The sequence below is a fragment of the Pseudomonas benzenivorans genome (genome assembly GCF_033547155.1).
Lineage (GTDB): Bacteria > Pseudomonadota > Gammaproteobacteria > Pseudomonadales > Pseudomonadaceae > Aquipseudomonas > Aquipseudomonas benzenivorans_B.
This window is the reverse complement of record NZ_CP137892.1, coordinates 3,658,408-3,680,628: the sequence shown is the minus strand read 5'-3', so window position 1 is coordinate 3,680,628 and position 22,221 is coordinate 3,658,408. Positions and strand designations below refer to the sequence as shown.

Sequence of the window (22,221 nt, the reverse complement as noted above, 5' to 3'; positions counted from 1 at the left end):
TGATGGATTGGAGCGACCTGCAGTACTTCCTCGCCGTCGCCCAAGGCGGCTCGATCAGCCAGGCCGCGCGCGCCCTGCGGGTCAACCACAGCACCGTGCTGCGACGCCTGCAGCGCCTGGAGCAGCGACTCGGCGTGGCGCTGTTCCAGCGCCTGCCCGGCGGCTATGAACTGACCGCGGCGGGCGAGGCGCTGGCCGCGCAGCTGGACGGGGTGGACGAGCAGATCGAACGGGCCGGACGCCAGCTGCTGGGCCAGGATCTGCAGATTCGCGGCATCGTTCGCCTGACCTCCACCGACACCCTGTTCGCCAGCCTGCTGACTCCGCTGCTGGCGCAGTTTCGCCAGGCCCATCCGGGCGTGCAGCTGCAGCTGGTGACCAACAACAGCATGCTCAGCCTGACCCAGCGCGAGGCCGACATGGCGGTGCGCGGCACCAACCAGCCGCCGGAGAACCTGCTCGGCCGTTGCGTCGGCCGCATCCAGACCGCGCTCTATGCCTCGTCCGCCTACCTGGCCGGTCGACCGGCGAACCTGCCGTTGAGCGAACACCAGTGGGTCGGCCCCGACGAGAGCCTGGCGCACCTGCGGCAGGCCGCCTGGCTGGCGGCGCGGGTGGCGGATGAGCAGGTGGTGGCGCGCAGCGACAGCCTGGTCGGCATGGTCGAGTGCGTGCGCCTGGGCATGGGCGTCGGCCTGCTGCTCTGCCCGCTGGCCGAGGCCCATGCCGAGCTGGTGCGCCTGGCCGATGCCGACCCGGCGCTGGACACCCAGGTGTGGGTGCTGACCCATCCGGATCTGCGCGGGGTGGCGCGCATCCGCGCGCTCGGCGAGTTTCTCTACCAGGCGCTGAGCGTCGACCCGCGCCTGCGCCACTGAGCCCTCAGCGCGGGTGCGTCGTCGCGTCGGCCTCCTCGGGCTCCTGCAGGCGGTCGCGCCGGGCCAGACCCGGGAACAGCCTGATCCAGGCGCCGGTCACCAGCAGGGTGCCGACCCCGCCGAGGACCACCGCCGGCACGGTGCCGAACCAGTGGGCGGTGAGCCCGGACTCGAACTCGCCGAGCTGGTTGGAGGCGCCGATGAACAGCCCGTTCACCGCGCTGACCCGGCCGCGCATGGTGTCCGGGGTCTGCAGCTGCACGAAGGCGCCGCGGATGACCATGCTGATCATGTCCGCCGCGCCGAGCACCACCAGCACCGCCAGGCTGAACCAGAAGGAGGTGGACAGGCCGAAGGCGATGGTGGCCACGCCGAACACCGCCACCGCGCTGAACATGGTCCGCCCGACGTTGCGCTCGAGGGGGAAGCGCGCCAGCCAGAAGGACATCAGCAGCGCGCCCACCGCCGGCGCCGAACGCAGCAGGCCCAGGCCCCAGGGGCCGGTGAGCAGGATGTCCTTGGCGAACACCGGCAGCAGCGCCGTGGCACCGCCGAGCAGCACGGCGAACAGGTCCAGGGAGATGGCGCCGAAGATGTCGCGACGGCTGCGGATATAGCGGATGCCGGCCAGCAGCGATTCCAGCGAGGCGCGCTCCTTGCGCAGCGGCTCCTGGCGCGGCGGCAGGCCGAGCATCAGGGCACAGGCCAGCCCATAGAGCAGGGCGGTCGGCGCGTACACCCACAGGCTGCCGAAGGCGAACAGCAGGCCGCCGAGGGCCGGGGCGGCGATGGTCGCGGTCTGCATCGCCGAGGCCGAGGCGGCCACCGCCGCGGGGAACAGCGCCGCCGGCACCAGGCTGGGCAGCAGCGCCTGGGTCGCCGGCATCTCGAAGGCGCGGGCGCTGCCGAGAAGGAAGGCGAGGACGAAGATCAGCTCGCGGGTCACCTCGCCACTGCTGCTGCCCAGCACCAGGGCCAGGGCGATCAGCGCCTGGCCCCCCTGGCACAGCGCGGCGACCTTGCGCCGGTCGTAGCGGTCGGCGACATGCCCGGTGTGCAGCATGAACAGCACCCGTGGGAGGAATTCCACCAGGCCCACCAGGCCCAGGTCGAGCACGTTGCCGGTCAATTGGTACATATGCCAGCCGATGGCCACGGTGAGCATCTGGAAGCCGCTGGCGGTGCACACCCGCGCCAGCCAGAAGGCGATGAAGGGGCGTTGATGGCGCAGCAGCAGGGTGCCGTGGGTCGACATGGGATTTTAGTTAGCTAGCTACTGAAGGGTTGTCAGCCTAGCATGCCAGGCTGGGCCGGCAAGGGGGCTGCGCGACAAATAACCACAGCGGCGGGCGCGGGGCGCGGCGTTACGCTGTAGGCGTTTATTGATCCGGATCAAGGCGGCTGTCGGGTTTGTCTGCTGTAGACGAACGGGCCCGCCGCTCCGCCCCAGCACCCCGCACGAGGATGTTGCATGTTTGGCTTAGAGGCGCTCGACCTGGCCCGCATCCAGTTCGCCTTCACCATCTCCTTCCACATCATCTTCCCGGCCATCACCATCGGCCTGGCCAGTTACCTGGCGGTGCTCGAAGGGTTGTGGCTGAAGACCCGCGAGGAGGTCTACCGCGACCTCTACCACTTCTGGTCGAAGATATTCGCCGTCAACTTCGGCATGGGCGTGGTCTCCGGCCTGGTCATGGCCTATCAGTTCGGCACCAACTGGAGCGCCTTCTCCGACTTTGCCGGGGCGGTCACCGGGCCGCTGCTGACCTACGAGGTGCTCACCGCCTTCTTCCTCGAGGCGGGGTTCCTCGGCGTCATGCTGTTCGGCTGGAACCGCGTCGGCCCCGGCCTGCACTTCTTCTCCACGGTCATGGTGGCGATCGGCACGCTGATCTCGACCTTCTGGATCCTCGCCTCCAACAGCTGGATGCACACCCCCCAGGGCTTCGAGATCGTCGACGGCCGGGTGATTCCGGTGGACTGGCTGGCGGTGGTGTTCAACCCCTCGTTCCCCTATCGCCTGGCCCACATGGCCACCGCGGCCTTTCTCGCCACCGCCTTCTTCGTCGGCGCCTCGGCGGCCTGGCACCTGCTGCGCGGCCGCGACAACCCGGCGATCCGCAAGATGCTGTCGATGGCCATGTGGATGGCCCTGCTGGTCGCGCCGGTCCAGGCCTTCATCGGCGACCTGCACGGCCTCAACACCCTCAAGTACCAGCCGGCGAAGATTGCCGCGATGGAAGGCCACTGGGACAACAGCAGCGGCGAGCCGACCCCGCTGATCCTCTTCGGCTGGCCGGACATGGAGGCCGAGCAGACCCGCTTCAAACTGGAGATTCCGGCCCTCGGCAGCCTGATCCTGACCCACAGCCTGGATCAGCAGGTGCCGGCCCTGAAGGAGTTCGCGCCGGAGGACCGGCCCAACTCGACCCTGGTGTTCTGGACCTTCCGCATCATGGTCGCCCTCGGTCTACTGATGATCCTCACCGGCCTGTGGAGCCTGTGGCTGCGCCGTAGCGGCGGCCTGTTCCACAGCCGGCCGTTCCTCCATCTGGCGGTGTGGATGGGGCCCTCGGGCATCGTCGCCATCCTCGCCGGCTGGTTCACCACCGAGGTCGGCCGCCAGCCTTGGGTGGTGCACGGCCTGATGCGCACCGCAGATGCCTCCTCCGGCCACAGCCTGGCGCAGATGAGCCTGACCCTGGCGCTGTTCGTGGTGGTGTATTTCGCCCTGTTCGGCGCGGGCCTGGGCTACATGATGCGCCTGGTGCGCAAGGGCCCGGTCACCGACGAGGGCAGGGAAGTGGCCCATGGCGGCCCCGGTCAGCCGCGCACGCCGTCGCGGCCGTTGTCCGCCGCCGAGGACGACGAGGACGGCGACCACCTGCAGACTGAGAGGAACTGAACATGGGTATCGATCTTTCGCTGATCTGGGCGGTGATCATCGCCTTCGGGGTGATGATGTACGTGGTCATGGACGGCTTCGACCTGGGGATCGGCATCCTCTTCCCCTTCGTCGGTGACGACGGCGAGCGCGACGTGATGATGAACACCGTGGCGCCGGTGTGGGACGGCAACGAGACCTGGCTGGTGCTCGGCGGCGCGGCGCTGTTCGGCGCCTTCCCGTTGGCCTATGCGGTGGTCTTGAGTGCCCTGTACCTGCCGCTGATCCTGATGCTGCTGGGGCTGATCTTCCGCGGCGTGGCCTTCGAGTTCCGCTTCAAGGCCAAGGCGGCCAAGCGGCATATCTGGGACAAGGCCTTCATCGGCGGCTCGCTGGCCGCGACCTTCTTCCAGGGGGTGGCCCTGGGCGCCTATATCGACGGTTTCGAGGTGGTGGACCGGGCCTATGCCGGCGGCGCCCTGGACTGGCTGACGCCCTTCTCGCTGTTCTGCGGCCTGGCGCTGATCGCCGCCTACGCGCTGCTCGGCTGCACCTGGCTGATCATGAAGACCGAGGGCCGCCTGCAGCAGCAGATGCACGACCTGGCGCGGCCGCTGGTAATCGTCCTGCTGGCGGTGACCGGCATCGTCAGCCTGTGGACGCCCCTGGCCCATGCGGAGATCGCCCAGCGCTGGTTCAGTCTGCCGAATCTCTTCTGGTTTATGCCGGTGCCCGTGCTGGTGCTGGTCTGCACCTGGGCGCTGTTGCGGGCGGTGGCGCGCAACGCCAACTACTCGCCGTTCCTGCTGACCCTGACGCTGATCTTCCTCGGCTACAGCGGCCTGGGCATCAGCCTGTGGCCGAACATCATCCCGCCTTCGGTGAGCATCTGGGACGCCGCCGCGCCGCCGCAGAGCCAGGGCTTCATCCTGGTCGGCGCGCTGTTCATCATCCCCTTCATCCTGATGTACACGGCCTGGAGCTACTACGTGTTCCGCGGCAAGGTGCGGGTGGAAGATGGTTACCACTGAGGGCCGCGGGATGAGCGACACGGGCGAGAAGAAACCCCTGTGGCAGCGCCTGGCCTGGCTGGCGCTGATCTGGAGCGCCAGCGTGCTGGCCCTGGCTGCCGTGGCCGGGCTGCTGCGCCTGTTTATGAGCGCAGCGGGGCTGGGCACGCCGTAGGGTGGATGTCGCTTTTTACATCCACCAACCAAGAACGGTGGAAAACGCTGCGCGGTTTTCCACGGGGTGGCCGACCACCCTACGCCTGATCGCCGCTATTTCGTCGCCTTGAGCACCACGAACTTGGGCGTGGCCGCCACCTGCTCGACGCCGCGGAACAGGCGCCCCAGCTTGGCGTGGTAGCCCAGGTGGCGGTTGCCGACTATCCACAGCTCGCCGCCCTTGACCAGCGCGGCGCGGGCCTGCTGGAACATGCGCCAGGCGAGGAAGTCGCCGACCACCTGCTGCTGGTGGAAGGGCGGATTGCACAGCACCAGATCCAGGGAGTCGGCGTCCTGCTCGGCCAGGCCGTCACCGGCGCGAATGCTCACCGGCCGCTCGCCCAGGGCCGCGCGCCAGTTCTCCCGCGCCGACTGCACCGCCATATAGGACTCGTCCACCAGGGTCATTTCTGCCTGGGGGCTGCCCAGGGCGTAGGCGATGCCGAGCACACCGTTGCCGCAGCCGAGGTCCGCCACCCGGATGCGTCCCAGGTGCTTGGGCAGGTGCGGCAGCAGGGCGCGGGTGCCGATGTCCAGGCCCTCGCGGCAGAACAGATTGGCGTGGTTGAGCAGCTCCAGGCTCGGCTGCTCCAGGCGGTAGCGGGTCGGGTAGGGCGAGACGGGCGCCGCCTTCTTCTCGGGAGTCGCGAACAGCAGGCGCGCCTTCTTCACCGCCAGCGAGGCCTGCACCGGGCCGATGTAGCGCTCCAGCAGGTCGCCGGCGGCCCGCGGCAGGTGCTTGACCATGGCTGCCGCCACCACCCGCGCGCCCGGCGCCAGCTGACCGTGCAGGCGGATCAGCTGCTCCTCCAGCAGGGCCAGGGTCTTGGGCACGCGGATCAGCACCCAGTCGAACGGCCCTTGCGGCGTCTCGCTGGCCGGGACGAAGTCCACCGCATCGCCCGCCAGCCGGTTGCGCGCCAGGTTCACCGTCAGGCCCAGGTAACCCAGATGGGAGTCGCCGCTGCTGGTCACCCGCGCCCGGCCGGCCAGGCTGGCGGCCAGGGCGCCGAAGCTGTCGTTGAGCACCAGCAGACGCGCAGCGGCGGGCAGGCCCTGTTCGGCCAGATGCGACAGCAGGTACTCGTCGGCCGCATCGAAGGCCTGCAGCGGCTCGTTGGGTTGCTCGGGGTGGCGGATCAGCTCGAGCTGAGCGAAGGGGCTGGAGAATAGGGGCATCGGTAACTCGGGTTGGCAGGATGACGAGAGCGGCGGGGTAGCCGGCGCTATTGTCGACCCAAGTGCCGGAAAAGTCTCGAAACTGAGAGCTCGTCCGGCAAAACGACTCTTGTACCTCACCGCGCTTTGCCGAAGAATGCCGCCCCCCTGCCGGCCCGTCGGTCGTATTCGATACCGCCGAGTCATGCCGGCCGGCGTGCCAATAATAACCAGGCCTCTGAGCTCCGCGCAGATACGACCTGGTAGCCCATGATGGTCGAGCGTCCGGCACCCGCCTGCCGATGGCTTCGGCCCGTCACCCCGAAAAGCCCAAACCGTTGAGGCCCCTGCCGTTGCAGAGGGCTTCCCGGCGTGCCATCGCATAAGGAAAGTCGATGTTCAAACCCCTGTTAGCCCTGTTCTGTTCCCTGTCGCTGCTGGCATCCCATGCGGCTCTGGCCGAGGCCAAGGCACCGATCGTCATCAAGTTCTCCCATGTCGTGGCGCAGGACACTCCCAAAGGCCAGGGCGCGCTGCTGTTCAAGAAACTGGTGGAAGAGCGCCTGGCAGGCGAGGTGGCGGTCGAGGTCTACCCGAACGCCACGCTGTTCGGCGACGCCGATGAGCTCGAGGCGCTGCGCAGCAACCAGGTACAGCTGCTGGCGCCCTCGCTGTCCAAGTTCGGTGCCTACACCCAGCAATTGCAGCTGTTCGACCTGCCATTCCTGTTCGACGACCTGGCCGCGGTCAAGCGCTTCCAGAAGCGCGACAAGGGCCGCGAGCTGCTGCGTTCGATGGCGCAGCACAACATCTACGGTCTGGCCTACTGGAACAACGGCATGAAGCAGCTGTCCGCCAACCGCCCGCTGCGCCTGCCGGCGGACGCCAAGGGGCTGGCCTTCCGTATCCAGCCGTCCGAGGTGCTGGCGGCCCAGTTCGACCAGCTCGGCGCCCAGGCGGTCAAGCTGCCGTTCGCCGACACCGTCGCGGCGCTGCAGAACGGCACCGTGCAGGGCGCCGAGAATCCCTGGTCGAATATCGCCAGCCAGCAACTGGACCGGCTGCAGCCCTTCGTCACCGAAACCGCCCACGGTTCGTTGAATTACATGCTGGTGAGCAACTCGACCTTCTGGAACGGCATTCCCTTCCGTATTCGCTCCGAGCTGGAGGCGATCATCGAGGAGGTCAGCCTCGCGGTGGGCCGTGCGGCCGAGCAACTCAACCGGCGCGACCGGGCACAGCTGCTGGCGGCCGGCCGGACCCAGTTGATCGAGTTGACGCCTGCCGAACTGGCCGCCTGGCGCCAGGCGATGCAGCCGCTGTGGCAGCGCTACGAGGCGCAGATCGGCGCCGATGTGCTGCGCGCCGCGCAGACCGTCAACCGCCGCTGAGCCCGGCAATAGCCGCAGTGGCTGCGGGTGTTTATCGGGCGGACTTTGCGCAACACTGGAGGCCTATCCGCGACCCGGGGGCATGCAATGACCGTCAGCGAAGAGAAGTTCACCCGCCAGACCCTGAGCGAGGTGCGCGTCTGGTCGCCGAGCCTGTTCAGCCTGCGCTGTTCGCGCGACCCGGGCTTTCGTTTCCGCGCCGGCCAGTTCGCCCGCCTCGGCGTGCAGAAGGCCGACGGCTCCCTGGTCTGGCGCGCCTATTCGATGGTCTCGGCGCCCCACGACGAGTTCCTCGAGTTCTTCTCCATCGTGGTGCCGGGCGGCGAGTTCACCTCGGAGCTGAGCCGGCTGCAGGCCGGTGACAGCCTGCTGGTGGACAAGCAGGCCTTCGGCTTCCTCACCCTCGACCGCTTCGCCGACGGCCGCGATCTCTGGTTGCTGGCCAGCGGCACCGGCCTGGCGCCCTTCCTGTCATTGCTGCAGGACTTCGAGGCCTGGCAGCGCTTCGAACGCATCGTCCTGGTCTACAGCGCCCGCACCGCCAGCGAGCTGGCCTACCAGGCGCTCATCCAGGGCATCGGCGAACTGGAGTATCTGGCCGAATACGCCGACAAGCTGACCTACCTGCCCACCGTCACCCGCGAGCGGGCCCCGGGCTGTCTGCATGGGCGCATCACCACCCTGCTGGACAACGGTGAGCTGGAGCAGGCCGCCGGCCTGACCCTGAGTCCCGAGCATTCGCGGCTGATGCTCTGCGGCAATCCGCAGATGATCGACGACACCCGGGCGCTGCTGAAGCGGCGTGACCTGCACCTGAGCCTGACCCGCCGGCCGGGCCAGGTGGCGGTGGAGAACTACTGGTAAGAACTGGTAACGAATCTCGGCTTAGCGCCGTCTGGGCAATTCTGTAGAGTCGCCGGCCGTGTTTGCTTTTTATGGCCTGTATGGACAGCGATAGCAGTAGACCGCCCTCGGCAATCGGTCCGGGGGCACCCCAGCAAAAAGGCTCGACCGTCCGGTCTGTGCCGCGTCAGTCATTTAGCCCTGATCTTTCCTCTTCCAGCCGAGCCTTGTCGTGCCGCCCGCGCGGGCGTTCGGCTGGACCCGCTGCCCCCTTCTTTCCTTCGCAAGAGCATCCCTGTAAATGGAATGGATAGCCGACCCTACGGCCTGGCTGGGTCTGTTGACCCTCATCGTCCTGGAAATCGTCCTGGGTATCGACAACCTGGTGTTCATCGCCATCCTCGCGGACAAGTTGCCGCCCGAGCAGCGCGACCGCGCCCGGCTGATCGGCCTGAGCCTGGCCCTGTTGATGCGCCTCGGCCTGCTGGCCAGCATCGCCTGGCTGGTGACCCTCACCGAGCCGCTGCTCGAGATCTTCGGCAAGACCTTCTCCGGTCGTGACCTGATCATGCTCGGCGGCGGCATCTTCCTGCTGTTCAAGGCCACCATGGAGCTGCACGAGCGCCTCGAGGGCAGCAGCCACAAACCCGGCGGCAACCGCGGCTACGCCCGCTTCTGGCCGGTGGTGGCGCAGATCATCGTGCTCGATGCGGTGTTCTCCCTGGATGCGGTGATCACCGCGGTGGGCATGGTCGACGAGCTGCAGGTGATGATGGTCGCCGTGGTCATCTCCATGGGCCTGATGCTGGTCGCCAGCAAGCCGCTGACCGCCTTCGTCAACGCGCGGCCCACGGTGATCATGCTGTGCCTGGGCTTCTTGATGATGATCGGCTTCAGCCTCACCGCCGAGGGTCTGGGTTTTCACATTCCCAAGGGCTATCTCTACGCCGCCATCGGCTTCTCGATCCTCATCGAACTGTTCAACCAGCTCGCCCGGGTCCGTCGCAAACGCCACCTGCAAGGCGAGCGCAGCCTGCGCGAACGCACCGCCCATGCCGTGCTGCGCCTGCTCGGCGGCAAGGTCGAGGCCAACGAGGTGGGCGAGGAGATCGCCGACATGCTCGACGGCAGTGGCGGCGGGGCAGCGCTGTTCGACCGGCGCGAGCGGGTGATGATCCGCGGCGTACTGGGGCTGGCCGAGCAGTCGATTCAGAGGGTCATGACCGATCGCATGCAGGTCGACCGTATCGACCTGGATACACCACCGGAGAAGATTCATCGGGCGTTGCTCGACTCGCCGCATTCGCGCCTGCTGGTCAGCCGTCGCGCTGCCGGCGACGAGCCGCTCGGCTATGTGCACAAGAAAGAGCTATTCAAGGCGCTGCTCAAGGGCGAGCAGCCGGACATCGAGAGTTTGGTGCGAGTACCGCTCAACCTGCCGGACGGCGTCTCGGTTCTCGCGGCCCTGGAACAGATGCGTCAGGCCTCGACCCATGTGGCCTTCGTGGTCAACGAATTCGGCGGCTTCGAGGGGTTGCTGACGCTCACCGATATCCTCGAGGCGATTGCCGGCGAACTGCCGGACGCCAGCGAGGTGCAGGGGCCGGATATCGAACCGGTGGAAGGCGGTTACCGGGTCAATGGCGCGATCAATCTGGCAGTGCTGCGTAACCGCCTGGGCTTCGCCGTCAGTCCCTGTGACGACTACCAGACCCTGGCCGGACTGGCCATGAGCCTGCTCGATCGCCTGCCGCTGATCGGTGATCAGCTGGAGCATGGCGACTGGCACCTGACGGTGACCGCGGTCAAGGATCGTCGGGTCAGCAAGCTGCTGCTGCGGCCGCGCACCGCCGAATGAGGCGCACCTGCGCTTAGTGAGCCGATGTGAGCGGCCAGGCGGCCGTCACTCGTTGCGTTGCTGGGCCTTGAGCAGGTCGCGGATCTCGGCGAGCAGCTGCTGGTCCTTGGTCGGTGCCGCTGGAGCGGCGGGGGCGGCCTCTTCCTCGCGCTTGAGGCGGTTGATGACCTTGATGCCGAGGAAGATGGCGAAGGCGATGATGGCGAAGTCGACGACGGTCTGGATGAACTTGCCGTAGGCCAGGGTCACCGCCGGCAGGTCGCCTTCGGCGGCCTTGAGCACTATGGCCAGGTCGGAGAAGTCCACGCCGCCGATGAGGATGCCCAGCGGTGGCATCACCAGGTCGGCGACGAAGGAGGAGACGATCTTGCCGAACGCCGCGCCGATGATGATGCCCACTGCCATGTCCACCACGTTGCCTTTGACCGCAAAGGCCTTGAATTCGCCGAGTATGCTCATGCCGTCGCTCCTTGGGTGTGTTCGGCTGAGTGTAATCCAGGCGCGTGACCTTGCCAGGGCAGCGCAGGCCAGACCCTGGGCCAGGGCGCGGAGTGGCGCTGGTCCGGGCGCCCGGTGGAAAGGCCCGAGCTGAGCTAGGCTGATGGTAAATACACCCAGCCAGAGGATGCCGCCATGCCATTGCAATATCATCCGCTCAGCCGTGAATTCCCGCAGTTCGAAGCGCAGATGCGCGCCCTGTTCCAGGCTGACGGACACTTCGCCCGGCTGGCCCGGGAGTATGAGGAGCTGGACAAGCGCATCTATGAGGTCGAAGACGGCCGGGTCGCCATGGACGAGATGGAGTTGCTGGGGCTGAAGATGCAGCGGGTCAGTCTGAAGGACGAAGTCGCCGCGATGTTGAGCAACGGCGCCAGCAAATGAGCTGAGCGCAGGCCGGAACCGGTTCCCGGCGGGGGAGTCGTCCGGGGCCGCCTTCGGAGGTCGCGGTACGGCGCGCGAACCTCAATCGCTGTTTGCAGTATTTCCCACCCATTCGAGTTTTTTCCCGAGCAAGGGGCGGTCTGTGCGTGGCCGCTGTCGTGCGGGCGATTGCGCCTGGGCTGTCGCTGCCGTCTCGCTCGCTCGACGTGACAGGCTATGATGCGCGTTTTCCTCCGACGGAGTCCGTGATGGCCAAGGCCAAGCGCATGTACGGCTGCACCGAGTGCGGCGCGACCTTTCCCAAATGGGCCGGCCAGTGTGGCGAGTGCGGGGCCTGGAACACCCTGGTGGAGACCCTGCTGGAGAGCGGCGCGAGCACCCCCAGCGGGCGCACCGGCTGGGCCGGCCAGCAGGCGCAGATCAAGACCCTGGCCGAGGTCAGCGTCGAGGAGATGCCGCGCTTCTCCACCGCCTCGGGCGAGCTGGACCGGGTGCTCGGTGGCGGCCTGGTGGACGGTTCGGTGGTGCTGATCGGCGGCGACCCGGGCATCGGCAAGTCGACCATCCTGCTGCAGACCCTGTGCAACATCGCCACGCGCTTCCCGGCGCTCTACGTCACCGGCGAGGAGTCGCAGCAGCAGGTGGCCATGCGCGCGCGGCGCCTGGGCCTGCCGGAGGATCGCCTGAAGGTGATGACCGAGACCAACATCGAGGCCATCATCGCCACCGCGCGTCTGGAAAAGCCCAAGGTGATGGTGATCGACTCGATCCAGACCATCTTCACCGAGCAGCTGCAGTCGGCCCCCGGCGGAGTGGCCCAGGTGCGCGAGAGCGCCGCCTTGCTGGTGCGCTTCGCCAAGCAGAGCGGTACGGCGATCTTCCTGGTCGGCCACGTGACCAAGGAGGGCGCCCTGGCCGGGCCGCGGGTGCTCGAACACATGGTCGACACCGTGCTGTATTTCGAGGGCGAGTCGGACGGCCGCCTGCGCCTGTTGCGGGCGGTGAAGAACCGTTTCGGCGCGGTCAACGAACTGGGCGTGTTCGGCATGACCGACAAGGGCCTGAAGGAGGTCACCAACCCCTCGGCGATCTTCCTCACCCGCGCCCAGGAGGAGGTGCCGGGCAGCGTGGTGATGGCCACCTGGGAGGGCACCCGGCCGATGCTGGTGGAGGTGCAGGCGCTGGTCGACACCAGCCACCTGGGCAATCCGCGTCGGGTCACCCTGGGCTTGGACCAGAACCGCCTGGCCATGCTCCTGGCGGTATTGCACCGTCACGGCGGGATCCCCACCTACGACCAGGACGTGTTCCTCAACGTGGTCGGCGGGGTCAAGGTGCTGGAGACGGCCTCGGACCTGGCGCTGATGGCGGCGGTGATTTCCAGCCTGCGCAACCGGTCGCTGGCCAGCGACCTGCTGGTGTTCGGCGAGGTGGGCCTGTCCGGCGAGATCCGCCCGGTGCCCAGCGGTCAGGAGCGCCTCAAGGAGGCGGCCAAGCATGGTTTCAAGCGCGCCATAGTGCCCAGGGGCAACGCGCCCAAGGAGGCCCCGGCGGGGCTCTCGATCATCGCGGTGACGCGCCTGGAGCAGGCGCTGGATGCCTTGTTCGAATAGGCAGACGAGAAGGGGCGCCGTGGCGCCCCTTCTGCGATGTTGCTCGCCCCTCAGGCCTGTTCGTCGCCCAGGGCCGCCAGTTCGCGCTCCAGCAGGGCCTCGTCGCCGAGGTTGAGTTCCACCAGGCGGCGCAGGTGGCTGATCGAGTCGAGGTCGATATGCCGGCAGATGAATCCCAGCAGATCGTCCTGGCTGCGCGCCAGTTCCACCTCCATGCGTACGCGGATATCGCCGCCCAGCTCGATCAGGGCCTCGAAGGGGCGTTCGGCATCGCCGTTCCAGTCCGCCGGACGCCTGATCAGCAGGCCCTTGAGGGACAGGTCGTGCAACTCGGCCGGCCAGCGCTGCTCGCCCTGGACGATCTCGGTGGGGGCGTCGAAGTCGATGCGCTGGAAGCGTCGACGCTCTTGGCTGATTTCACTCATCTACAGACTCCTGGACGATTGCGTCCACTATAGCTAAGGCTCGGGCCGCTGGCGCGGCATTCTTGAGTTGTCCAGGCTGGATCAAGAAAAAGCCCGCCGAGTGGCGGGCTTCTGCGTGACGCAGGCGGTTTACTGGCCGTAGACCGGGAACTTCGCGCACAGCGCCTTGACCTGCTCGCGCACGCGGCCCTCCACGGCCTCGTCGCCCAGGTTGGCGAGCACCTCGCAGATCCAGCCGGCCAGTGCGCGGCATTCCTCTTCCTTGAAGCCGCGGGTGGTCACGGCCGGGGTGCCGATGCGCAGGCCCGAGGTGACGAAGGGCGAGCGCGGATCGTTCGGCACGCTGTTCTTGTTGACGGTGATAAAGGCGCGACCCAGGGCGGCGTCGGCGTCCTTGCCGGTGATGTCCTGCTTGATCAGGCTGAGCAGGAACAGGTGGTTCTGGGTGCCGCCGGAGACCACCTCGTAGCCGTTCTCGATGAACACCCCGGCCATGGCCTGGGCGTTCTTCACCACCTGCTGCTGGTAGGCCTTGAACTCGGGCTGCAGGGCTTCCTTGAAACACACCGCCTTGGCGGCGATCACGTGCTCCAGCGGGCCGCCCTGGCCGCCGGGGAAGACCGCGGAGTTGAGCTTCTTCTCCAGCTCCTCGTTCTTGCGGGCGATGATCAGGCCGCCGCGCGGGCCGCGCAGGGTCTTGTGGGTGGTGGTGGTGACCACGTCGGCGAACGGCACCGGGTTCGGGTAGACGCCGGCGGCGACCAGGCCGGCGACATGCGCCATGTCGACGAAGAGGTAGGCACCGACCTTGTCGGCGATGGCGCGGAAGCGGGCGAAGTCCAGTACCTGGGAGTAGGCGCTGAAGCCGGCGATGATCATCTTCGGCTGGTGCTCGACGGCCAGGCGCTCGACCTCGTCGTAGTCGATCAGGCCGTCGGCGTCGATGCCGTACTGCACGGCGTTGTAGATCTTGCCGGAGAAGCTGACGCTGGCGCCGTGGGTCAGGTGGCCGCCGTGGGCCAGGCTCATGCCCAGCACGGTGTCGCCGGCGTTGAGCAGGGCCATGTACACGGCGGCGTTGGCCTGGCTGCCGGAGTGCGGCTGGACGTTGGCGTAGTCGGCGCCGAACAGCTGCTTGGCGCGGTCGATGGCCAGTTGCTCGACCACGTCGACGTACTCGCAGCCGCCGTAGTAGCGCTTGCCCGGGTAGCCTTCGGCGTATTTGTTGGTCAGCACGCTGCCCTGGGCTTCCATCACCGCCGGGCTGGTGTAGTTTTCCGAGGCGATCAGCTCGATGTGTTCTTCCTGGCGCTGGGCTTCCTGCGCCATCGCGGCAGACAATTCGGCGTCGAAACGGGCGAGGTTCAATTCACGGCTGAACATATGGCAATCCCCTGGCAAATCAGCTGGACGGTTGAAAGAGGGCGCGGATTCTACCCCATTGCAGCCGAGGTGGGGCGTGAATGGCGGTCATGGGCCGCGCGAGCGGGATTCATCCAGGGGGCGGCTAGCCCAGCATGAACAGCGCGCCGCCGCCGAACTGGGCGGCGAACTGCTGGGCGGGCATGGGCCGGCCGAGCAGGTAGCCCTGCACCTCGTCGCATTCGTGCTGGCGCAGGAAGTCCAGCTGGGCCTGGCTCTCCACCCCCTCGGCGATCACCGCCAGGTTCAGGCTGTGGGCCATGGCGATGATGGCGCGGGCGATCTGCGCATCCTGTTCGCCATCGGGCAGGCCGTCGACGAAGCTGCGGTCGATCTTCAGCACGTCGATGGGGAACTGCTTGAGGTAGTTCAGCGAGCTGTAGCCGGTGCCGAAGTCGTCGATCGCCAGGCACAGGCCCAGACGCTTGAGGTCGGCCAGGATGCCCAGGGCACCGGTCACGTCCTGCATCAGGATGCTCTCGGTCAGCTCCAGCTCCAGGCAGGCCGGGGCCACGCCGCTGTCGGCGAGGATCGCGGCGATGCGCCGGTCCAGATCGCCCTCGGCGAACTGCCGGGCCGACAGGTTGACCGACACCTTGGGCACGCGGATCTTCGCCTGGTGCCAGCTCTTGAGCTGGCGGCAGGCCTCGGCCAGCACCCAGTCGCCGACCTGCACCACCAGGCCGAGCTCTTCCAGCACCGGGATGAAGTCGTCCGGTGGCACCAGGCCGCGGCGCGGGTGCTGCCAGCGCAGCAGGGCCTCGACCCCGGTCAGGCGCTGGCCGTTGCCGGCGAACTGCGGCTGGTAGTGCAGCACGAACTCGCCCTGTTCGAGGGCGTGGCGCAGATCGCTCTCCAGCTCCAGGCGCTCCAGGGCGCTGGCATTCATGTCGGCCTGGTAGAACTGGAAGTTGTTCTTGCCGCGTTCCTTGGCGTGGTACATGGCGGTGTCGGCGTTCTTCATCAGCTGGCTCAGCTCCTTGCCGTCCTGGGGGCTCAGGGCGATGCCGATGCTGGCGGTGACGAAGAATTCGCGGCCCTCGAGGACGAAGGCCTGGGCCAGGCTGGCTAGGATCTGCTCGGCGACGTGGATCGCCCGGTTCAGGGCGCTCTCGCGGCTGACGGACGATTGCAGCAGCAGGGTGAACTCGTCGCCGCCCATGCGCGCCACCGTGTCGTCCTCGTCGACGCAGGCGGCCAGGCGCACGGCCACGTCCTTGAGCATGCGGTCGCCGGCGGCGTGGCCGAGGGAGTCGTTGATCGGCTTGAAACGATCGAGGTCGAGGAACATCAGCACCACCCACTCCTGGTGCCGTTCGCCATGCTGCAGGGCGGTGTGCAGGCGGTCCTGGAACAGGGTGCGATTGGGCAGCTGGGTCAGGGCGTCGTAGTAGGCCAGGCGGTGGATGCGCTGCTCGCTGGCCTTGCGCTCGCTGATGTCGCTGAAGAAGCACACGTAGCTGACCAGGTCGCCGTCCTCGTCCTGCACCGCGGTGATGCCGACCCAGGCCGGGAAGGTTTCGCCGTTGCGCCGTTTGAGCCACACCTCGCCCTCCCAGCTGCCGCGCTGGTTGAGCTGGCCGAGGATGTACTCGAGGTGGCTGGCCTGTTGGCGGTCGGCGGTGAGCATGCCCGGCAGCTGGTCGAGCACCTGGGCCGAGGCGTAGCCACTGACGCGGCTGAAGGCCTTGTTGACCTGGACGATATAGCCGGCCGGGTCGGTGACCAGGATCGCCGCGGTGGAGTGCTCGAACACCGTCGCGGCCATGCGCATGTCCTTCTCCGCGCGGCGCTGCTGGGCGATGTCGCGGCCGACCCCGAGCAGCCCCTCGAAGCGACCGTACTGGTCCCACATGGGCACCAGGCGCACCTCCACCGGAACTCTGTGGCCGTCGCCGCGCAGGCAGTCGAACACGAAGAGCTGCGGCTGCAGTTGCTGGCGCAGTTCGGCCATGTGCTGCGGTGTGGCGAGGGCGCCGCGTATCTGATCGAGCAGGCGGTCCAGGCTCGCCAGCTGCGTCGGGTTGGTGGCCAGGCCGCGGAAGCCGTTGGCCAGCACCCAGTCGGTGGTGTAGCCCAGAACCGCTTGCACCGAGGGGCTGACGTAGTTCAGGCGCAGGCCGTTGTCGGTGGAGAAGATCATGTCGCTGATGCTTTCGGCCAGCAGGCGGTAGCGCTGCTCGTTGTCGCGCAGTGACTCGCTGCTTTCGATCTGTTCGGTGATGTCCTTGGCGATGCCGAGCAGGCGGCTGACGCGTCCGGCCTCGTCGCGCCGCAGGGCCTGCTCGCGGATGCTGAACCAGCGCCAGGCGCCATCCTGGCGGCGCCAGCGCAACTGCGACTCGAGCAACAGGCCGTCGCCCACCACCTGCTGCAGGTTGCGGATGCGCCAGTAGTAGTCGCTGTCGTCCGGGTGCAGGATGTGTTCCCAGAAGGCCTCGCCCATGCCGTTCAGTTCGGCCTCGCTGTAGCCCAGCTGCAGGCCCAGGTGGTGGTTGCTGAACAGCACCTTCTTGTTGCTCACATCGTGCACATAGAGGGTGTCCGGCACGGCACGGACCACATCGGACCAGAAGCGCTCGCGCTCGACCAGCGACAGCTCGATGCGCTTGCGGCTGGTGATGTCGCTGAGGCTCAGGGTCACCGCACGCAGGTCGTCGGGGTTGTCCGGCAGGCGCAGGACCAGCCAGAGGTGGCGCTCCTGGCCCTGCGGCGTGGTGATCTTGAATTCCTGCTCCAGCTGGGCGGCGCCGTCGAGCAGGGCGTTGAGCAATTGCTGGCGGAATCCCTCGGGGCGCAGCGGGCCGCTGTCGATCAGGTGCTGCCAGCCCTGTTCGGCGCAGCTCACGCCGAGCAGGCGCAGCGCCACCTGGTTGGTCTCGGTCAGGCGCATGCGCTGCAGCAGTTCGCCATGGCGCTGCGGGTGAGCCTGCAGCCAGCGATCCAGGCTGGCGCGGTCATGCAGGTGCAACTGCTGCAGGTAGAGCCGAAGCTCGTACAGGTCGAGCACGCACAGTGCCGTGCCGGTGCCCTCGAAGATGTCTTGGTAGCGGCGCCGGGTTTCCTTCAGCACACGGGTGGCCTGCTGTTCCTCGGTGACATCGCGCAGCACCCAGACGAAGCCCTGGCGCCCGCCGTGCTCGCCGAGTTCGCTGCGGCTGATGGCGAACAGCCGGCTCGTGCCGTCCTGCTGGATTTCCACCAGGTCGGGGTCCTGCTCGCTGTGAAAGGCGGTGTCGTGCAGCAGCAGGGGATCGAGGTGTGGAATCAGTTCCAGCAGGTGTCGGCCTTGGGCGTCCTGGCTGGTCGTGCCGAATAGGGTCTCGGCCTGGGGGTTGAGGTAGGCGAGCCGGCCGTGGCCGTCGCTGACCAGGACGCGCTCCTCGATGGCGCTCAGGGCACTGGCGGCCTGGTGCAGCGAGCGCCGCGAGGTGGCGTTGAGCTCGTGCAGCCGACGCTGCTCGCGCAGCAGGCGGTACAGGGCGAGGAGGGTGAGCAGGGTGCAGAGGCTGAACAGGGCAAACTTGGCCGCCAGCTTCGGCAACAGCTGCGCGCGCACCCTGTGCTCGTTGAATAGTGCCCGTAGCTGCCAGTCGCTGCCTTTGAGCGGGGTCAGCAGGATGCTCTGGGCCTGGTCTTCGGCGGTCACCGGCGGGAGCGTGGCGGGCAAGGGCGACGGCTGTGCCTGATGGCGAGCGATTACCCGCTGCGTCAGGCGGTCCTCCAGCAGCCACTGGTGTTCGCTCTGGTGGTGCTCGTAGAGCCACTTGCGCAGCGCCGCGGTGCTCAGGCGCAGGGCCCAGTAGCCGCTCGGCCCGCCCCCCTCGGCCTGACGCAGGAGCAGGTAGATGCGCTCGCCGCCGCCGGGACTGAAGCTGTAGTAGTAGGGCTCGCCCTGGCTGCGCCGGACCAGCTGGCCGAGAAGCAGAGCGTCCTCGGCCAGCCCCTGGCTGTCGCTGCGGATGCCGCCGCGAGGGCCGAGCCAGGCCAGGCTGTGCAGCGTCGGGAAGACGGCCCGCAGGTGGTTCAGGACGGCCTCGCGTGCCGCGGTCGAGTCGGGGGGCTGGGCAAAGGGGGTGAGAATCGCCAGGCCGGCGCGGGCCTTGAGGTCCATGCTCAGGCTGAGGTGGTTGGCCAGTTGCGCGTTGAGGCTGTGGTTGAGCCGGCGCTGGTTGTCCCGCAGCTGCTGCGACTCCAGGTGCAGTTGCCACAGCAGCAGCGCCAGCATGCCCAGCACCAGGGCTACCAGGGCGCCCTTGACCGAGCCGCGCAGCGGCCTAGGCGGCGGCTCGCCCGTTGCGCTCGGGAGGGGCAGGGGTGGGGCTGTCGACACGGGGCTGATCCTGCTGCTACTGCTCGATGAAGGCAGGCGGGGCTGAGCGCGCATGGCCTGGTACGCACGAAAAGCAGGCTAGCATGCCATAACCTCAGCAAAGTGCCAGCGTAGCCGACGAGCGCGGTTTGCCCTGCACGGCGCATTCCGGTAGTTTTGCCGCACGCGCGCAGGGGGCGGCAGACGTCGCACGCGCAGGACCGCGCGCCTGCCGGACGGTCTGGTTGCCGTCCCTGCCCAGGCCCGATCGGCCGGCGACCTCGCCGCCGAGCACGCTCCCGTTTTCTGTCACAGAACCCAGGTTATCCATGGCTCAATACGTCTACACCATGCATCGGCTGAGCAAAGTAGTGCCGCCGAAGCGGGAAATCCTCAAGAACATCTCCCTGTCCTTCTTCCCCGGCGCCAAGATCGGCGTGCTCGGCCTCAACGGCGCGGGCAAGTCCACCCTGCTGCGCATCATGGCCGGGGTCGACACCGAGTTCGACGGCGAGGCGCGGCCGATGCCCGAGCTGAATGTCGGCTACCTGCCCCAGGAGCCGCAGCTCGACCCGAACAAGACCGTGCGCGAGGTGGTGGAAGAAGCCGTCAGCCAGATCAAGGACGCCCAGGCGCGCCTGGATCAGGTCTACGCCGCCTACGCCGAGCCGGACGCCGACTTCGACAAGCTGGCCGCCGAGCAGGCCAAGCTGGAGGCGATCCTCCAGGCATCCGACGGCCACAACCTGGAGCGTCAGCTGGAAGTCGCCGCCGACGCCTTGCGCCTGCCTGCCTGGGATGCCAAGGTCGCCGTGCTGTCCGGTGGCGAGAAGCGCCGCGTGGCCCTGTGCCGTCTGCTGCTGTCGGCCCCGGACATGCTGCTGCTGGACGAGCCGACCAACCACCTGGACGCCGACTCGGTGGCCTGGCTGGAGCACTTCCTCCACGACTTCCCCGGCACAGTGGTCGCTATTACTCACGACCGCTACTTCCTCGACAACGTCGCCGGCTGGATTCTCGAACTCGACCGCGGCGCCGGCATCCCCTACGAGGGCAACTATTCCGGCTGGCTGGAAGCCAAGTCCGCTCGCCTGGCCCAGGAATCCAAGCAGCAGTCGGCCCACGAGAAGGCCATGCGCGAGGAACTGGAGTGGGTGCGCAAGGGCGCCAAGGCCCGCCAGGCCAAGTCCAAGGCCCGCCTGCAGCGCTTCGAGGAGATGCAGTCGCAGGAGTTCCAGAAGCGCGCAGAGACCAACGAGATCTACATCCCGGCCGGCCCGCGCCTGGGCGACAAGGTCATCGATTTCGTCAACGTGACCAAGGGCTACGGCGACCGCGTGCTGATCGACGACCTGTCGTTCAGCGTGCCCAAGGGCGCCATAGTCGGGGTGATCGGCGGCAACGGCGCCGGCAAGTCGACCCTGTTCCGCATGCTGATGGGCAAGGAGCAGCCGGACTCGGGCCGTATCGAGATCGGCGACACCGTGCAGCTGGCCTGCGTCGACCAGAGCCGCGACGACCTGGACGGCAGCAAGACCGTGTGGGAGGCCGTCTCCGATGGCCTGGACATGATCAAGATCGGCAACTACGAGGTGCCCTCGCGCGGCTACGTCGGACGCTTCAACTTCAAGGGTGGCGATCAGCAGAAGTTCGTCAAGGACCTCTCCGGCGGTGAGCGCGGTCGCCTGCACCTGGCCCTGACCCTCAAGGAAGGCGCCAACGTGCTGCTGCTGGACGAACCGTCCAACGACCTGGACGTGGAGACCCTGCGCTCGCTGGAGGAGGCGCTGCTCGACTTCCCCGGCGCGGCCATCGTCATTTCCCACGATCGCTGGTTCCTCGACCGCGTGGCCACCCACATCCTGGCCTACGAGGACGATTCGCACATTGAGTTCTTCGAGGGCAACTACACCGAGTACGAGGCCGACCGCAAGAAGCGCCTCGGCGAGGCCGCCGCCCAGCCGCACCGGGTACGGCACAAGAAGCTGGCGTAAGCCGGGTCTTCAGCACAGAAAAAACGGAGCCCCAGGGCTCCGTTTTTTCATCTCGCCAGCCGAATCTCAGCCCTTGACGCAGACCACCTGGCGCAGGCTGTGCACCACCTCCACCAGCTCGCGCTGGGCCGCCATCACCGCGTCGATGTCCTTGTAGGCCATGGGGATCTCGTCGATCACGTCCTTGTCCTTGCGGCACTCGACATGGGCGGTGGCGCGCACCTGGTCGGTCAGCTTGAACTGTTTCTTCGCCTGGGTACGGCTCATGCTGCGTCCGGCACCGTGGCTGCAGGAGCAGAACGCCTCCGGGTTGCCCAGGCCACGGACGATGAAGCTCTTGGCGCCCATGGAACCGGGGATGATGCCCAGTTCGCCCTTCTGCGCCGACAGCGCGCCCTTGCGGGTGACCAGCACCTCCTGACCGAAGTGATGTTCCTTCTGCACATAGTTGTGGTGGCAGTCGACCGCCTCCAGCTCGGCCGCGAACGGCTTGCCGATCACCCGTCGCGCCGCGCCTATGACGGCCTGCATCATCAGCGCGCGGTTCTGTCGGGCGTAGTCCTGGGCCCAGCCCACGGCCTCGACATAGTCGGCGAAATGCCGGCTGCCCTCGGCGAAATAGGCCAGGTCCCGGTCCGGCAGGTCGGCCAGGTGCTGGCGCATGTCGGCCTGGGCCAGCTCGATGAACAGCCTGCCGATGGCGTTGCCGACCCCGCGCGAGCCGCTGTGCAGCATGAACCAGACCCGGTCGGCCTCGTCCAGGCAGACCTCGATGAAGTGGTTGCCGCCGCCCAGGGTGCCGAGGTGCTGGCGGTTGTTGCTCTTCTCCAGGCGCGGATGCTTGTCGGTGATGGCCTTGAAGCGTCCGGCCAGGGCACGCCAGGCCTGGTCGGCGATGTGCGGCACCTCGTCCCAGGCGCCCTGGTCGTGGCGACCGAAGGTCTTGCCGTGGGGCACGGCCTGCTCGATGGCGCGGCGCAGGCCGTGCAGGTTGTCCGGCAGGTCGCCGGCCTCGAGCGAGGTGCGCACGGCGATCATGCCGCAGCCGATGTCCACGCCCACGGCGGCCGGGATGATGGCGCCGAGGGTGGGGATCACGCTGCCGATGGTCGAGCCCTTGCCCAGGTGCACGTCCGGCATCACCGCCAGGTGCTTGAAGATGAAGGGCATCTGCGCGGTCTTCAGCAGCTGCTGGCGCGCCTCTCGCTCGACCGGAACGCCCTGGGTCCAGAGCTTGATCGGCTTGCCTGGGGCGATCTGCAGGACTTCGGCTGTGGATTGTTTCATCGACTTCGATAGGCCTCGGCGAAGTAATGGCCAGTGCTGGGGGGCTGC

The 22,221-nt window shown here is 67.6% G+C and carries 17 protein-coding genes; 10 read left to right on the top strand and 7 right to left on the bottom strand.

All coding sequences use genetic code 11. The annotated features are described in order from the left end of the window. The first annotated feature begins 2 nt into the window (after positions 1-2). Entirely contained in the window at positions 3-878 is an 876-nt protein-coding gene (locus SBP02_RS16990; RefSeq protein WP_318643542.1) for a LysR family transcriptional regulator, read from the top strand. Between the two features lie 4 nt (positions 879-882). On the opposite strand, the gene SBP02_RS16985 is transcribed toward SBP02_RS16990, so the two are convergent. Further along, complete coding sequence (locus SBP02_RS16985; RefSeq protein ID WP_318643541.1) at positions 883-2,133, bottom strand: MFS transporter; 1,251 nt, start codon at positions 2,131-2,133, stop codon at positions 883-885. A 216-nt stretch (positions 2,134-2,349) separates the two neighbouring features. Here SBP02_RS16985 and SBP02_RS16980 point away from each other — a divergent pair, with 216 nt between their 5' ends. Genes SBP02_RS16980 through SBP02_RS16970 form a run of 3 tightly spaced genes read left to right on the top strand, consistent with a single transcriptional unit; the run spans position 2,350 to position 4,947 of the window. After that, positions 2,350-3,783, top strand: a complete 1,434-nt coding sequence (locus SBP02_RS16980; RefSeq protein WP_318643540.1) for a cytochrome ubiquinol oxidase subunit I — start codon at positions 2,350-2,352, stop codon at positions 3,781-3,783. A gap of 2 nt (positions 3,784-3,785) precedes the next feature. Continuing rightward, on the top strand, positions 3,786-4,793 hold the full coding sequence (gene cydB / locus SBP02_RS16975) for a cytochrome d ubiquinol oxidase subunit II (protein WP_318643539.1): 1,008 nt from the start codon (positions 3,786-3,788) through the stop codon (positions 4,791-4,793). 10 nt (positions 4,794-4,803) lie between these two features. Then, positions 4,804-4,947 (top strand): DUF2474 domain-containing protein, encoded by a 144-nt coding sequence (locus SBP02_RS16970; protein WP_318646366.1) that lies wholly within the window; start codon positions 4,804-4,806, stop codon positions 4,945-4,947. 95 nt (positions 4,948-5,042) lie between these two features. Here SBP02_RS16970 and SBP02_RS16965 read toward each other — a convergent pair whose 3' ends face one another. Beyond that, a complete protein-coding gene (locus SBP02_RS16965; RefSeq protein ID WP_318643538.1) occupies positions 5,043-6,167 on the bottom strand; it encodes a class I SAM-dependent methyltransferase in 1,125 nt (374 codons plus the stop codon). 374 nt (positions 6,168-6,541) lie between these two features. Here SBP02_RS16965 and SBP02_RS16960 point away from each other — a divergent pair, with 374 nt between their 5' ends. The 3 genes from SBP02_RS16960 to SBP02_RS16950 all read left to right on the top strand — a co-directional run bounded on the left by SBP02_RS16960 (position 6,542) and on the right by SBP02_RS16950 (position 10,238). Continuing rightward, entirely contained in the window at positions 6,542-7,537 is a 996-nt protein-coding gene (locus SBP02_RS16960; protein WP_318643537.1) for a DctP family TRAP transporter solute-binding subunit, read from the top strand. An 87-nt stretch (positions 7,538-7,624) separates the two neighbouring features. Then, positions 7,625-8,401 carry a ferredoxin--NADP reductase gene (locus SBP02_RS16955; protein WP_318643536.1) on the top strand — a complete coding sequence of 259 codons (777 nt, stop codon included), beginning with the start codon at positions 7,625-7,627 and terminating at the stop codon, positions 8,399-8,401. A gap of 280 nt (positions 8,402-8,681) precedes the next feature. Beyond that, positions 8,682-10,238 carry a TerC family protein gene (locus tag SBP02_RS16950; RefSeq protein WP_318643535.1) on the top strand — a complete coding sequence of 519 codons (1,557 nt, stop codon included), beginning with the start codon at positions 8,682-8,684 and terminating at the stop codon, positions 10,236-10,238. A gap of 45 nt (positions 10,239-10,283) precedes the next feature. Here SBP02_RS16950 and mscL read toward each other — a convergent pair whose 3' ends face one another. Further along, positions 10,284-10,697, bottom strand: a complete 414-nt coding sequence (mscL, locus tag SBP02_RS16945; RefSeq protein ID WP_318643534.1) for a large-conductance mechanosensitive channel protein MscL — start codon at positions 10,695-10,697, stop codon at positions 10,284-10,286. A 174-nt stretch (positions 10,698-10,871) separates the two neighbouring features. On the opposite strand from mscL, the gene SBP02_RS16940 reads away from it, so the two are divergent. Together SBP02_RS16940 and radA are read left to right on the top strand one after the other, a co-directional pair. Continuing rightward, positions 10,872-11,120, top strand: a complete 249-nt coding sequence (locus tag SBP02_RS16940) for a YdcH family protein (RefSeq protein WP_318643533.1) — start codon at positions 10,872-10,874, stop codon at positions 11,118-11,120. Between the two features lie 248 nt (positions 11,121-11,368). Further along, complete coding sequence (gene radA, locus SBP02_RS16935; RefSeq protein WP_318643532.1) at positions 11,369-12,733, top strand: DNA repair protein RadA; 1,365 nt, start codon at positions 11,369-11,371, stop codon at positions 12,731-12,733. Positions 12,734-12,783: 50 nt separating this feature from the next. On the opposite strand, the gene SBP02_RS16930 is transcribed toward radA, so the two are convergent. The 3 genes from SBP02_RS16930 to SBP02_RS16920 all read right to left on the bottom strand — a co-directional run bounded on the left by SBP02_RS16930 (position 12,784) and on the right by SBP02_RS16920 (position 18,808). Beyond that, positions 12,784-13,158, bottom strand: a complete 375-nt coding sequence (locus SBP02_RS16930) for a PilZ domain-containing protein (RefSeq protein ID WP_318643531.1) — start codon at positions 13,156-13,158, stop codon at positions 12,784-12,786. 129 nt (positions 13,159-13,287) lie between these two features. Next, positions 13,288-14,541, bottom strand: a complete 1,254-nt coding sequence (glyA, locus tag SBP02_RS16925; protein WP_318643530.1) for a serine hydroxymethyltransferase — start codon at positions 14,539-14,541, stop codon at positions 13,288-13,290. A gap of 124 nt (positions 14,542-14,665) precedes the next feature. Next, positions 14,666-18,808, bottom strand: coding sequence for a sensor domain-containing protein (locus SBP02_RS16920; protein ID WP_318646365.1), 4,143 nt, complete (start codon positions 18,806-18,808; stop codon positions 14,666-14,668). A 413-nt stretch (positions 18,809-19,221) separates the two neighbouring features. Here SBP02_RS16920 and ettA point away from each other — a divergent pair, with 413 nt between their 5' ends. After that, positions 19,222-20,886 (top strand): energy-dependent translational throttle protein EttA, encoded by a 1,665-nt coding sequence (gene ettA, locus SBP02_RS16915; protein WP_318643529.1) that lies wholly within the window; start codon positions 19,222-19,224, stop codon positions 20,884-20,886. A 66-nt stretch (positions 20,887-20,952) separates the two neighbouring features. On the opposite strand, the gene SBP02_RS16910 is transcribed toward ettA, so the two are convergent. Beyond that, positions 20,953-22,173, bottom strand: coding sequence for an RtcB family protein (locus SBP02_RS16910; RefSeq protein ID WP_318643528.1), 1,221 nt, complete (start codon positions 22,171-22,173; stop codon positions 20,953-20,955). Between the last annotated feature and the right edge of the window lie 48 nt (positions 22,174-22,221).